Source organism: Microcoleus sp. A003_D6, assembly GCF_036702825.1.
In the GTDB taxonomy this organism is placed as follows: domain Bacteria; phylum Cyanobacteriota; class Cyanobacteriia; order Cyanobacteriales; family Microcoleaceae; genus Microcoleus.
The window spans coordinates 1-14,721 of sequence record NZ_JAUBWA010000071.1 but is presented as its reverse complement, the minus strand read 5'-3'; the positions used below and the strand labels follow the sequence as shown (position 1 = coordinate 14,721).

Annotated in this window: 10 protein-coding genes; 9 read left to right on the top strand and 1 reads right to left on the bottom strand. The window is 42.0% G+C overall.

The annotated features are described in order from the left end of the window. Positions 1 to 15 precede the first annotated feature (15 nt). The 9 genes from QUB70_RS19510 to QUB70_RS19470 all read left to right on the top strand — a co-directional run bounded on the left by QUB70_RS19510 (position 16) and on the right by QUB70_RS19470 (position 14,170). Positions 16 to 3,963, top strand: a complete 3,948-nt coding sequence (locus QUB70_RS19510) for a hypothetical protein (protein ID WP_332982855.1) — start codon at positions 16 to 18, stop codon at positions 3,961 to 3,963. 1 nt (position 3,964) lies between these two features. After that, entirely contained in the window at positions 3,965 to 6,286 is a 2,322-nt protein-coding gene (locus tag QUB70_RS19505; RefSeq protein ID WP_332982854.1) for a hypothetical protein, read from the top strand. Positions 6,287 to 6,375: 89 nt separating this feature from the next. After that, the gene (locus tag QUB70_RS19500) at positions 6,376 to 8,934 is read left to right on the top strand and encodes a sigma 54-interacting transcriptional regulator (RefSeq protein ID WP_332982853.1); all 2,559 of its coding nucleotides are present in this window, start codon (positions 6,376 to 6,378) and stop codon (positions 8,932 to 8,934) included. Positions 8,935 to 8,961: 27 nt separating this feature from the next. Next, on the top strand, positions 8,962 to 9,222 hold the full coding sequence (locus QUB70_RS19495; protein ID WP_332982852.1) for a hypothetical protein: 261 nt from the start codon (positions 8,962 to 8,964) through the stop codon (positions 9,220 to 9,222). 170 nt (positions 9,223 to 9,392) lie between these two features. Next, a complete protein-coding gene (locus QUB70_RS19490) occupies positions 9,393 to 9,731 on the top strand; it encodes a hypothetical protein (RefSeq protein WP_332982850.1) in 339 nt (112 codons plus the stop codon). Positions 9,732 to 9,792: 61 nt separating this feature from the next. Then, positions 9,793 to 10,125, top strand: coding sequence for a DUF433 domain-containing protein (locus QUB70_RS19485; protein ID WP_332982848.1), 333 nt, complete (start codon positions 9,793 to 9,795; stop codon positions 10,123 to 10,125). Between the two features lie 6 nt (positions 10,126 to 10,131). After that, positions 10,132 to 10,485: a DUF5615 family PIN-like protein gene (locus QUB70_RS19480; protein ID WP_332982847.1), complete on the top strand. Its 354-nt coding sequence runs from the start codon at positions 10,132 to 10,134 to the stop codon at positions 10,483 to 10,485. A gap of 234 nt (positions 10,486 to 10,719) precedes the next feature. Beyond that, positions 10,720 to 12,105, top strand: coding sequence for a TIGR03279 family radical SAM protein (locus QUB70_RS19475; RefSeq protein ID WP_332982845.1), 1,386 nt, complete (start codon positions 10,720 to 10,722; stop codon positions 12,103 to 12,105). Positions 12,106 to 12,244: 139 nt separating this feature from the next. Then, complete coding sequence (locus QUB70_RS19470) at positions 12,245 to 14,170, top strand: TolC family protein (protein WP_332982844.1); 1,926 nt, start codon at positions 12,245 to 12,247, stop codon at positions 14,168 to 14,170. A 66-nt stretch (positions 14,171 to 14,236) separates the two neighbouring features. Here the strand turns inward: QUB70_RS19470 and QUB70_RS19465 are convergent, their stop codons facing one another. Then, positions 14,237 to 14,602, bottom strand: coding sequence for a transposase (locus QUB70_RS19465; protein ID WP_332982842.1), 366 nt, complete (start codon positions 14,600 to 14,602; stop codon positions 14,237 to 14,239). Positions 14,603 to 14,721: the final 119 nt, after the last annotated feature.

Sequence of the window (14,721 nt, the reverse complement as noted above, 5' to 3'; positions counted from 1 at the left end):
AGGTGATGGCAGGTCATGGACAAGCAAACAGACTTTCTTCATCAGCAGTTAGAATCATCTCGTTCCAAAATTCTTAATTCCTACCTTACGACTATTGAAGATAGTTTTCAGGAAAACCGTTCCCAACTCAAACTCATCAATTATGGTACGGGTTCAGGCAAAACTCACCAATTGTTTCAAGCAATATATAAAACCATTGAAGACCGTCGAAATATTCAGGTAATTGGTATATATGTTGCCCCATTAAGAGAGCATCTAGTGGTGCCCAATTCAGTCGCCAGTCAATATCCCAATATTCCCGTCTACAAACTAAATTCATTAAAAATGAAAACGACGGACGAGTATATTAAATTGTACAAAAAATGGATCACTTCGATCCTAAAGGATAAAAGTTTTTGGAAGATTAGCGATAAAGAATATCCTCGGGAAAAAGTCGAGGCAGCTCGAGAAAATCTCAAAACAGCAACAGGTGTAATTAACCGCCTTGAATATGTAAAGAAAACCGACTTTGGCGACAATAAAGTTAACGAAGACCAGATCGCAAAAGCCGAACAAGAATTGGACAAACTTATTGAAAAATTTTTAGAATTTCTTGTCAAATGTAAGCCCAATGAAAATAGCTGGTTGAACGAATGTTTCAAGCTAATGGAAATATTCTTTCCTCTTCATCTCCTGCGCGAAAAATCGGGCATATTGATGCTCACGTATAAGAAATTTGAAACAGCTATTTCGTACTTTAGACATAATGGTGAAACATGGATCAAAAAAAGCAGCGATCTCGATGAATACGTTATTCAGGACACAAACAACTCCAGAAAGTTTATTTGTGCCTTTGATGAACAGGAAGATGGCTATCAAATTATGTTAGAGGAAAAGATTGACATCATCTCTCCTAAAGCACTAGCTATCAATAATGCACTCTCATCTATAAATAGAGAATTTTCTCTTCTATTTTCTAAACAAAGCAAGGACAACAGAGATTTTCTAAATTTTATCGAGAATAACAAGGGGGCTTTTAATGAATTTCAAGAACATTTTGAAAAGGGTAAATCTCTTGAAAATAATCTGCAAGAATTTGCCGCTACATATCAAAGATTGACCGCCGAGGAAGGGAACTCTATCAATTTTTTGCAACAAATTGTAAAAATAAAAAAAATACTCGAAAAATCCCTCAATGAAATCTTCGAGACTCTAAACGACTGCGATCGAGAGAATCTTATCCAATTGGATTTTGAGATGTTATCCAGAGTTTTTTCAAGATTCGAGAATAACAGAAGTTTGCTGATTCCTCAAGAACTTTACAACAAGATTGGCAACGATATGATGAATATTTTTTCATATAATAATATATACATTTATAATATTGAACCTCTCAAACAACTATTTTTAACCAGAGCTGCCAGCGGTCATGTCCACATAACTGAAGAAAAAGTTTCAGACAATACCTCTGTGGCAGAATTAATTTATGCCATTCTAGCAGTTCGATTGCAAATTAAAACCATCAAAGAACTTCTGGCTAATGTCCTAGATGCTGAGGATTCGCAATCCCGTTCTTTAGATATTTGGTCGAAACAGATAGCTAAATTTCAAAAGGCAAGTGAAGAGAGTACCCCACAAAATCAACCGCTAAAATACTTAAACCGTGCCTATGTCTATGAAAGCTATAAATCGATCGTAAATATCAAAGAAATTTCTCGCTATCAAAGTTATAAAAATAACCTAATCGAACCCGCACTTAGAGAAGTTTCTATTGGCAGTACAGCCATATTTACTTCGCCTGAATTCAAGATCAAGTCAATGCTAAATAATCGCAGTAATGTGATTTTTATGATTTCCGCAACGGGGGGTATTTTTGGAGATTTAAGCACAAGCTACGACCAGAGTTATTTAGAAGATACTTTGCGCGATCGGTCTGGGAAAAGTTCATTCAATACAATGATAGAAGAAGAAATATTGCTTTGTGAAGAAATCAGAACTCATCGTCAGGCGCAGCGACAGATTACAGTAAATTTTTTCAACAAAGATGTATCATCCTTTCCCAACCAACAAACTAAACAAGTTGTAGAAAACCTTGAAAAAAAAGTATTAAAAGGTTTTATCGATTCTTTAAAGAATGATGGTACTTGGTTTAGTATTTACAAAACACAAGAATTGCAAAATTTTATTCGATTATTGTTTTATCTTTTTGAAGATGACTCGATTCAAGAAACAATTGCTTTTACTCAAACCCTAAGCTGGATTAAACAGTTGATACATTATTGTGAAATAGTTAAGAATGGTAACTTTATATTCAAGCGATCGCCCGAACATCCAAACATATATAGCGTACAAGTAAAGCATCCAAAATATCACAGTAATATTCAGATTAAACTCATGTTATATGAGGCCTCATTCAACAGTCTTTACGAAGATAAAACAGCTCAGAAAACATACATAGACGAGCTTGTTGAAGTAGAAGGGCAGAAAATTTTCTTTATATCAGCTTATCAGTCAGCTTCAAAAGGATTAAACCCCATTATCAAAAAACCAAGCGGTGAGGAAAAAGATTTTGACTCTTTAGCTTTGCTAATGGACAGTTACTATACCGTAATGAAACCACCACTCAAAAAATCAACTGATTCTGAAAAATCTACTACACTTTACCATTTTGCGTTAATGAAAAGTATTGTAAAGTTGGGAAACTCTACTTTTGAGATTAAAGATTTTAACAAATACCTGAGCCAACCTGAAGCGGCGGAATTTAGAGAGCGGCAACATCAAATTTTATTAGGAAAAGGAGTTTTACAAGCGATAGGTAGATCGGAGCGACGGGATTTTCCGAATCAGGTTGTAAAAATCTTCATCAATGAAGAAACCAGACAAAATTTACTAAATTTTTACGGATACTTAGAACGCTCGGAACCTAATGAAATTCGCAAATTATCTGCAAACAACCACCAAGTTTATCTAAGCCTGCGAGAAGAAGAAAAGAAGCGCTCGATTAATAATTATGAAGATCATGTCTGTGATGAGATTGAGGCCGATCGAGCTTTTCAAAAATTCAGACAAACAATGTTAGAAGAAATCGATAAGTTTCACGATCGCAAAAATACATTTGATATTACAAAAGCATGGGATGCTGTCCGCGATACAGTTGTTTTCCAAAACCCAGATAAGTATCTAAAAAAGTTACAAGATTTAAAGCTATTTCCTGCTGATTTTATTGAATCACTCTTCTATCACAACCTAGAACAAGCTGAGTTTATACCTTATTTAGCGTCAGAAGAGGAAGATGGCAAAAAGTTCCAGGTTATCAGCGATAGCATCAATGGGGAAAAAATCTATCCTTATCAAAAGCGGTTATATCCTGAATATCTCAAAATAAATGCTCGGGGTTATGACTTGGAAGGTAATGAACTTGGATTGCTAGATCCTTCTACCGATCGAATTTACAGACTATACAATGACTTGATTCCACAACCAGAAATTTTTAATACTTATATTCCGCGTCCGCGTTTCTTTTATGATGTTTTGTATCCATCACTAACAGAAAATTTTGTGGAGCGTTGGATTAAATATGTAATTTTCAAAGGACAAGACTGGAAAGCTATCAAAACCCTATATGGTTTTGAGCCATTGCTAGATTTCAAAAAATATTGTAAGCTGTATGAGCGGTTCGATCTGTACTATATCAAAGACAACAGACTATTTTGTATAGATGTTAAAGCATGGAGTAGAGCTTCAGGAAATCGCCTTTCCAATCAAACGCTGGAAAAAACCCAAAACAAGCTGAATGCAATTGTTTCAGATTATCCAGAATTTAAAGGTGTGAAAGGATTGCTTCTAAATTTGCACGCAAACCAAGAAAAAAATCACCAATACTCACCAACGCTATTTTCGGGAAATTTGATTTACTGTGACGCTCGTAATTGTCCGGTTGCATCCAATATTCTCCAAGAGTTTTTATTTACAACTGAGAAATAAAATGAAAAATAAAATCAAAGCATTATCAGATCCATCGAGAACAAACCAGCTAAAAATATTAGAGACTCCTGAAAAAGTTGCTGAAAAAATTTTCCAATACCTTTTTAAAATGGGCAAGGGAATCGAGCATTTTCCTCTGCAATATTCACTGGCAGATCGAGGAACAGAAGATGAGGAGTCCGAGGCGAATTTTTATTATAAGAAACGGCATATATTCATCAAACAACAGATCCAAGAACGGCTTTCTGTAGATGGAAAAAAGCCGAATCTTTCAGATATTCAATACTTTATGTCAGATGTTGAGGGGAAAAAATATGTATTCTTTATATCCTCCAATAATAATCATTCTGGATGGAAACAGTTATTTAGCGATCGGCTTAGCAATCGAGAAAGGATTTTAAATTTAGCGTTTAAGTTTTATATTCTTGATCGAAAATTATCTGTTGACACAATGAATGGTTTTGAAGAACTACTATTCATCCATTCCAAAGAGCTAACTGAATCGAAAAATGCTCTGTTGGTATGGGGACAGAATTTATTAATCAAATACAATCAACACGATGTACTCACATTAACCTTATCTAGAAAAAGCCGACGATTTTTACCAAAAGATCGGTACAGCACCGTAGATGGTGACGATGTGGGAGAGTTGTTAGTTTATGAAGAGAAAAACTACTACTTCGATCGAGATCGCGATGCTCGTCGCAAAAATAAGATTGATTTTATGCGATTCGATAAAGATGACGCAGATTTTGACAAATTCAAAAAGACTCAGCTTTATCATTACCAAAATCTCATGACTAAACTTGAGAGTTTTTTAAAGGAGTGCGCTATCGCATTTGAACCTCTTCCTTTTCAGGCTGACCACTACTTAAAGAATCCTTTTCTTAATGATAAAGTTCTAGAATCTATAGAATCATTAGAAATTATTAACAATACTGGAATCGATCTAACTGAATCCGACCGACAATTATTGAAAAATTGCCTGAAATATCAGGGAGTTTCCGAACTCAGTTTTTATAATTCTGCAAAAACCATTAGTAACTACGAACGATTAGAACTTGAGGGTGAGGACGCTCCTTGTTGGAAAATTACTGAAGTTGTTCCTTGGTCAACTATTGAACTTGACAAGGAAAAAAACTATTTAGTTTTTAATAAACGTTTGGAGGAAGAAGCGGGTTCAATGGCTTACCAGAGAGGTGACGGTTTCTGGAATCCATCAACAAAAATAGATAACAAGTCAAAAGTTGATTTTTATTCTCAGTTAAAGAAAGAATTAAACTATTTGGATACAGGAGAGTTTTTCAGTATTCAGGGTCTAAATATACCTGAATTTAGGGCTGTTGGATATGTAAAAAAAGCTGCTTTGTCACTTTTTAATTATAGCCAAAAAATCGATATAAATATTCTGAATCAAGATACGCAGGATTTTACTGATGGGGAATTATTGGACGTAGATGATGCTATTTCCTGTTATCTAAAAAAGCAAGAAGACAAAAAAAAATGGGAAAATTTTTGCGAGAAATACAAGATAAAGCTCTCACCGGAATTTCAGAAGGTTTGGCTCGAACTGGGAATTAAGAATTGGATGAGGCAAAGTTTTGTAAATTCCAATTTGGGCTTGCCCATTACTCCTCAATCATTTTCTGAGAAACAATTCTTTACTATATATGTACGCAGCCCTAGAAACAAGGAAGCTAAAGCAGTTGCGATCGAATTTCTTTATAAAGACGGTTGCATATACATAAAAAATGTAATGCGCGATATGAAGGAGATCAAAAATAGATTTAATTTTTTAAAAAATAGAAAAAATTCGGAAAATTTACTCGACAATCAACAATATTTTGTAGATGAAACAGAGCAATTATATATTAGTTGTTATACTAGCGATGTATATACACCAATTTTAATTGGAAGAAATGGTGTTATTGAAGATTTAGAAAACGGAAAGCTGGAAATAAACCGAAAAAATCAAGGCAAAGATAGTAGTAGATTATTACCACTAATTTCCTATTATAACGGGGAAATTAAACCCATTAACAGCATCCAAAATATGATTTGTTTAGATTTACAAAATGAAACATTCATTCAGTATTATGTTCCCCCTGGAAAAGCTATAGATTCGGTTATAAAAAAAGGGTTTAGAGTCTACCATGCGATCGGGTGTAAATATTCTAAAGAGGCAATTCCAACATCTGAACTTATCGAACATCCCATCACAGCTTTACATTTTAGTACGCTCACTCAAAATGTTTTAAAGATTAGCGATAACAGTCAATCATCTTTGTTGCAAAAAGTAGCAAAAGAATTGGTTGAAAATTGAGAAACCTAGCTGAGGAATGGTTGTCGAGTTTTTGAATATAATAGATTCTACACCAACTACCACGATTCGGCTTTCGCCGAGGCTAAGCGATGTCTACCGAAAAATTAGTTAACTGGCTCGAAGAGAGTACCGAATTAGGCATATTATCCCGCGAGATTTTACAGGCGATCGCGCTGGAAATGGAAATGGCAACTTTTCCCCCTGGATTTCGAGTGGTAATCGAAGATACGCCCGTCACCAATCTCTACATCCTAGAACGAGGACAAGCCGATCGCTACCGCAGCAAACAACCGGGTTTAATGTGGGGGAGTAGTTTGTTACCGGGGGCGATCGTCAATTTATCGGCCCTTCAGCGATCGCAACCGGCAGATAGTCGAATTATTGCCCGTACAGAATGTCAATTTTGGGTAATTAGTGCCGATCGCTGGCGCAGTTTGCTAGAAAGATATCCACGCATTACCGAAGCCTACGCTCAACGCTTGGCAGCGAAATTAGAACAGTTAGAAGCAGAAATTGCCTACGAACGCGAGCGTCAAAATTCCCTCCGCAGCTATCTAGTACCCAGGGCGAGACGGGGAGTAATTGGAAATAGCCGTTATGCAGTGAAATTGCGCCAACAAATTCGCACGGCATCGAGTGACAGCCGATCGGTATTAATCTCTGGCGAACCTGGTTTAGAAAAAGATAATTTAGCTGCTTTAATTCATTTCGGTTCCCACCGCCGCAACGAGCCAATTATTCAGATTAAAAGTGCTTTACTTCAGAGCAATGGAGCGGAATTATTCGGGCGGTTGGGCGGCAAACCGGGGCTGTTGGAATGGTTGGGAGAAGGGACGTTAATTTTAAATGACGTGCAAGAATTACCAGCTCAATTATGCCCCCAAATTCAGCAATTATTAACCGATGGAACCTATACCCTAGTAGTCAGAGAAGGGCAAATACCACCGCCACCGCGTTCTACTAATGCCCGCATCATTTTAATCTCAGAAATTGTGCAGCCCAAGCTAGATAAGCTGACACAACACAAGATTAAAGTCCCATCTTTGCGGGTACGAAAAGCAGATTTAGAGGCACAAGTCAACTATTATCTCAACATCATTGGTCGCCAAAAGAAATTAGTCAAGCCCCAAGTCACACCGGAAGCAATTCGCCGCTTGCAAGCCTACGATTTTCCAGGTAATTTGCAGGAATTGCAGGGAATGGTCGATCGCGCCTTAGTTCAAGCACAGGGGAGTCAGGTATTAACGGAAGAAGTGTTTTGGGCCCAGGCAGCGAAGAAACAAAAGTTTCGGCTGAATTTATTAAATATCTATCCAAAATTTCGGCAATTTTTACGGAGCGATTGGTATCCCGATCGCGTGAATTATTGGTTTACCAGTTGGGTGTTTGCATTGGTGGTAATTATCCTGTTTGTTGCTCCCCAAGATCGACAACATAATTTTGCCCTAAATATCTTTTGGGCGTGGTGGTGGCCGTTAATTTTATTATTATTCCCCATCATCGGGCGATTGTGGTGTGCTTTTTGCCCTTTTATGATTTATGGGGAAATCGTCCAAAAACTATCGCTGAAATTTTTCCCGCGAACGCTCAATCAATGGCCCCGCAAACAAGCAGAAAAATGGGGCGGTTGGTTTCTATTTGGACTATTTACCCTGATATTTCTGTGGGAAGAGTTGTGGAATTTAGAAAATACCGCCTATTTATCCAGTTGTTTGTTGTTGCTAATTACGGCGGGCGCGGTAATTTTTTCGCTAATCTTCGAGCGGCGATTTTGGTGTCGTTATTTATGCCCGATCGGAGGCATGAATGGATTGTTTGCTAAACTATCAATTATCGAACTGCGCGCCCAACAAGGAACCTGCGCGGCGGAATGCACTACATACCAATGTTATAAAGGCGGCCCGGGCTTGGGGGAAGGATTAACCACTAATGGATGTCCTATTTATTCCCATCCCGCCCAATTAACTGATAATAAAGATTGCGTCTTGTGCATGACTTGCTTAAAAGCTTGTCCCCATCGATCGGTAGAATTAAATCTGCGCCCTCCGGGAATCGAATTGTGGACAACCCACGTTCCTCACAGTTATGAAGTTGCCCTGTTATTTCTCTTATTAGGCGGTATCTATCTCCATCGCTTACCGGAAATCGATAGTTTGTTGGGGCTGGGCATCAATTTAGAGCAATTTTTCCCTCATTTAGGAATGTCGCTCGCGGTGTTAATTATCCCGCCAATGATTCCCCTAGTAGCTTACGCCGTCATGCAGGCAATTTACCGATTGGGACAAGCAGAAACCATCCCATTTACAACCTATAAACCTCTCTCATTTGTCTCTCTTGCCTACGGATATCTACCCCTAGTTTGGGGCGGTAGTTTGGCTCACTATTGGCGATTGGGCTTGCAGGAAGGCGGGCGAGTGATTCCGGTAACTTTTGCCACTTTCGGACAAATTAGAGATGATTTGCCTAGTTTTGTAGGAGATCCAGCGGTGATTAGCTTTTTGCAAGGTTTTACTTTGATTGTCTCATTGTTGGTGACGATATTTGTGACTCAACAAATTGCTAAGCGATCGATTAAATCTTTGATTCCACAGCATTTAGCGAGTTTGTGCCTGATGGTGAGTTTGTGGTATGCGATCGTAGGAAACTAATCTAAAATACAACAAGGAGGATTTACTATGACTTCACAACTTCAACAAGCGATCGATCTTGCTCAGTCAATGTCATTGACAGAACAACTTGAACTACTTAAAACACTATCCACTATTATCCAACGCACCCATTCCCTGGAAACTCAAGCTACGACAACAGAAGAAGATACAGATTTTTCAGCAGCAAGCTTTCGCCAATCTTGGCAGCAAGCCATAACTGGACAAACATTACCCCTTTCTCAACTGTGGGAGGGTTTAAGCTGTTACGCATTTAAAATAGTATTGTAGGGTGCGTCAGCCCTTTCTCGTTTCCCTTGCGAGCGTCAGTGTTCTAGCTGACGCACCCTACAGGTCTCGTTAGTGGTTTAAATGCGTAACAGCTTAGCACAACTTCTGAAGAACCAGATGCTTGAGTCTTTTCGTTATAATCCCATGAGTAAACTGGCTGGAAGCAAACTATGTCAATACCAAAAAAAGGAACAAGAAAAATAATAGTTGATGGGGAGCCTTTCATCTGGCTCATCCGCAGACAACCTACTTATACACAAGAATGCTTTCATGGCGGAAATCTTCATGTTGCAGTCGAGCGTATCGCAAAACCTGGTTCCGTTTTAGTTATTATCACCGATCGACCCCATCCTCAAGGTTTGGTAAGCAAACAAGAAGTGAAACCAGTAACACCATCCGATGTAACGCAATGGATGCAGCAAGCAATGCAACTCGGATGGCAGCCTCAGCTACCCGGAATAACTTTTAAGGTACAGATTGCAGGAGGACGTGCAGAAAAAATATATTAGAGCCGGGAGTGTCGATCGACTATGCTGAAGATAGAAAATTCACACCACCCTCAATCTCAAAATGCTACTCGTGCCCACGGCTGAACCAATTCCGCTTGTGGCTGATGCAAACGGTGTCATCCGCATTAGCACAACCAGAGTAACCCTAGATACAGTCCTTACAGCTTTTCTAGAAGGAGCCACAGCAGAAGAAATCCGGGAGCAGTACCCGTCTCTCGAACTTTCCGATATTTATTTTGCGATCGGCTACTACTTGCGACACCAATCCGAAGTTGATGCTTATCTGATGGAACGTCAACGTCTTGCCGCAGAAGTTCAGCAGGAAGCCGAAAGGCGTTTTAACCCAGTTGGAATACGCGATCGCTTATTAGCAAGACGCAACCAAAAAGAGTAGTTTTATATGCTGCGATTCTTGGCTGATGAAAACTTTAACAATCAGATTGTTCGGGGTATTCTGCGACGGAATCCCGATGTTGATATTGTCCGCGTTCAAGATATGGGCTTGATAGAAGCAGACGATCCAACAGTCTTAGAATGGGCAGCGCTGCAAGGGCGGGTCGTGCTAACTCACGATGTAGCAACGATGACAAACTTCGCCTACGAGAGAATCCAAGCAGGTCTGGCGATGCCAGGGTTATTTGAAGTCAGCCGCCGTGTTGCAGTAGGTTTGGCGATTGAGGAAATTTTGCTAATTTCTGAGTGCAGTCTGGAAGGGGAATGGGAAGGACAAGTGCGATTTTTACCTTTGCGCTAACTGCCGTAAAATTGTCGCAATTAATGATAGAGATTTAATGTGACTTAATACATACAATAAATTATTTGAAAGCTTGAGGGTTGTCGGTCGATCGCACTTCACAAACACCTATTTTTCCCTAGGCTGCCTGCTTGACAAATGACATAAATCATGATATGTTTTTAGACTCGATTAAATTATAAAATAAATTTTTGAACAGCAATTTATCAAATATAAAAAATTTATCGCGAACTTATGAGCGAATTATCAACACGTCCAGCCCTAATCAGCAAAGTTATTCCAGATAGCATCGCCGCCGAAATTGGATTTGATGCTGGCGACGCCATCATTGCTGTCAACGGCCAAAAACCCCGTGACTTAATCGACTATCAATTTTTGTGCGCCGATGAATTTCTAGAACTAGAAGTTTTAGACAGTAAAGGCAAAACCCACAAGTTAGAAATCGAAAAAGAGTACGACGAAGACTTAGGTTTAGAATTTGAAACTGCCCTCTTCGACGGACTAATTCAGTGCAACAATCGCTGCCCTTTTTGCTTTATTGACCAGCAGCCTCCGGGAAAGCGCGAAACTCTGTATCTCAAAGATGATGACTACCGCCTCAGCTTTCTTTATGGCAGCTATCTCACTCTCACAAATCTGACTCAAAAAGAGTGGGACAGAATCGAACAAATGCGGCTTTCTCCTCTCTACGTTTCCGTGCACGCTACTGAACCGGAAGTGCGAATTAGGCTGTTAAAAAATCTCCGCGCCGGGAAGATTCTCGAACAAATCAAATGGTTTCAAGAACGCCGCTTGCAAATTCACGCTCAAGTTGTTGTTTGTCCGGGTATTAACGACGGCGAACATTTGGAACGCACTTTGTTAGATTTGGCAAAGTTTCATACCGGAAATATCCCCGCTGTAGCATCGGTGGCTGTGGTGCCGGTGGGTTTAACTCGCTTTCGCCCTGCGGAAGATGAATTAATTGCAGTAACTGCCCAAAAAGCGCGGGAAGTAATCGAGCAAGTGCAGAAAATTCAAGTGCTTTTGAGTAAGGGGAAAGGCGGTGAAAAGGCGAAAAAGAAAAATTCAAAATCGCGCTGTATTTGGCTGGCTGACGAGTGGTTTTTAATAGCTGGTTTAGAGTTGCCGTCGGCTGCCGATTACGAAGATTATCCCCAAATTGGTAACGGTGTGGGTTCGATCCGCCAGTTTGTCCAGCAGTTTGAAACGGCTTTTGAAAAGCTGCAACCGATGTCAGTTAACCCGCCGCGAAAGTTGGTTTGGGTGGTGGGGAATGCTGTTGAAAAAGCTTTTGAGCCGATCGTACAACAACTAAACCAAATTCCCGGCTTGTCCGTCAACATGGCAGCACTGTGCAGCCGCTACTGGGGACAAACTATCACTGTCACGGGTTTGCTCACCGGGCAAGATTTGCTGGAAGCTTTGCAGGGGCGAGACTTGGGAGATGGCATCCTGCTGCCGTCGGTGATGCTAAAACAGGGGGAACCGCGTTTTCTCGACGACATGACCCTCGAACAGCTCGCCAGCTCCCTGAAAACCCGGATTTTGCCGGTTAGCGGAGTAGAGGAACTAATCTTAGGGGCGATCGGTCGAGCAACTGCTGAAGTTGATTTGTAAATTTTGAATGCAACATTGAAAAGTAACATGAGTACGGTAATTTTGACTTGTAACTGGCGAGTTCAGGCTACAAACTAGAAACTTGATGCCAAATCTTGCTCTAAAATGATCTCTAGAATTGCAGATTAATTAAAAAATTATGCGTGTTTTTCGTCAAATCGCGATCGTCGGAGTGGGCGCTGCAATTACTTTCAGCAACCCCGGACAGAGTGCTTCAGCACAGCCTCCGGCTCAGTCCCAGGACAGCTTGGCCCCTAGCAATCAACTCGAATTAGGGCCGAATGTTCGATCGGCCTCGAACACAGCCCCAGAACCAGCATCAGATCCCCAACAGCCGATCGCCCTTAACGCCCCAACCTCCGAGTCTCAGCAGCAAAGGGAAGCTAATATCGCATCAACTCCCCCAACCGGGCCTTCGCTTGCATCAAAGCCTCAACAGGCTGCTCCAGCTTCCCCATCAACTCTGTCTCAGGGCGGTGCAACGCCTCTGAGAGGTTTGGGGCCGACAGACGCTCAGCAACCTTCCCCGAGCCGCCCCAACAATGGGCCTGTGCCGAGTTCCCCGGTGCCGAGTTCCCCGGTGCCGAGTTCCCCGGTACCAATTATCCAGGGCACTCCGAACGAAAGTTTCCCCCCTCTCACCCCGAGGGGCATTTTAGACACTAAGCCTCCGGCTTCCCTGGAACCCAACCCGAATCCGCTGCTGTTTCCGACCTCGCCCGAAGATGTCAGGATCGAGCAAACTGAGGCAATTACCTTGCAGCAGGCGATCGACCTCGCCCGCCGCAACAGCCAAACTTTGCAAATCGCCGGACAGCAAGTGGAACAAAGCAGATTCGCTGTGCGCGAACAGCAAGCTGCTCTCTATCCCGACCTCAATTTTCAAATGGACGCCAGCCGTTCTGTCAGTGCGGGCGGAGAACTCGGAATCCGGGCTAACCAACGCCGCCTCAACGCTGTGGCAAACCGAACCGGGCAGCCCGCCCTCCAAGCCGGCACAAATTTCGGCAACAACAGTCTCAACAGCACTTTGCAGTTGAACTACAACATCGATTTGTTCGGAGGCCGGCGCGCTACGATCCGCGCGGCAGAGGAACAGTTGCGCCTTCGGGAACTGGATGTGGAACGCCAAGCCGAGCAACTCCGCTTCGACACTGCTGAGGCTTACTACAACTTGCAAAACTCCGACGGACAAGTTGCCATCCGCCAAGCTTCGGTGAGAAATGCCCAGCAAAGTTTGCGGGATGCCGAAGCTTTGGAACGGGCCGGGGTGGGAACCCGGTTTGCGGTGTTGCAGGCTCAGGCAAATTTGGCTAACGAAGTGCAACAACTGTCAGTGGCCCGCCGCGATCAGCGAGTTGCCCAGCGGCGGCTGGCTGAGATTTTGAATATCAGCCAGTCGGCGAATTTGACGGCGGCTGACCCGATCGAACAAGCGGGTTCTTGGCGCCTGTCTTTGGAAGAGAGTATCGTGCAGGCTTTTAAGAATCGGCCCGAGTTGGAACAGCAGTTGGTGCAGAGGGATATCAGCAAGCAGCAGACGCGAGCGATTCAGGCGGGGCGTTTGCCTCAACTGAGTGTTGGGGGTAGTTACAACGTGCTGGGACAAGACCCTGATAACCCCGATCCGTATGCTACTCGCGGCTGGGCCGACGGGTATTCGATCCGGGCGAGTCTGACTTGGAGTATCTTCGACGGGGGCGCGGCGAAGGCCAGGGTGAGTCAGCGGAATGCTGATATTGCGATCGCCGAAACTCGATTCGACCAACTCCGCAATCAGGTGCGCCGGGAAGTGGAACAAGCTTATTTTGGCTTGGAGTCGAGTTTTGAGAATATCGAAACTTCTGAAGCGGGGGTTTTGCAGTCGAGGGAAGCTCTGCGTTTGGCGAGACTGCGGTTTCAAGCTGGTGTGGGTACTCAGACGGATGTGATTCAGGCGGAAACTGATTTGACTAGGGCTGAGAGAAACCGATTGTCGGCAATTGTCACCTACAACTTGGGGCTTTCGTCTCTCCAGCGGGCTGTGAGCAATCTTCCGACTAATAACCTCTCGGATGCTCCTTGAGATTGGGTTGGGGCGAGCTTGAATTACCAGAGCAATTGGACATCCTGTAGTGAACGAACCTGACGGTCAACTGAGTACAGTTAGACCGCAGGCTTCTTTTTCCTTTTTCGCAAAGGCTTTTTTGAGTGACGGAGTTCCCCCGCCACTTTCGTAATTTAGACCAATCTTTTTGATAAGTTTGGCTGAATTTTCATCTCGATCCAAAGATTCTCCACACTGACAATAATGCCACCGTTCCGACAATTCCTTCGGTACTTTATTGAGGCAATTCCAACAATACTGAGAAGTTCCTTTGGGGTCGATAAATAAAACGCTTTTACCCAGTTTCCAAGCAATATATTTGAGGACGCTGGCGAATTGACCGTGAGCAGCATCAAGCATTGATTTATTCAATCCACTTTTGGCGGCTTGACCATTTGGCAAATAAACCAAATTGCCATTCTCAATATCAGTTTTAGGCTTGGCGCGTCTAGTTAGGGCTTGCTGAAAAAGCCTAAAACCCTTACATCAAAAGACTTTGGCTCGTGACGGCGCTGAAAGTGTGCAAGATT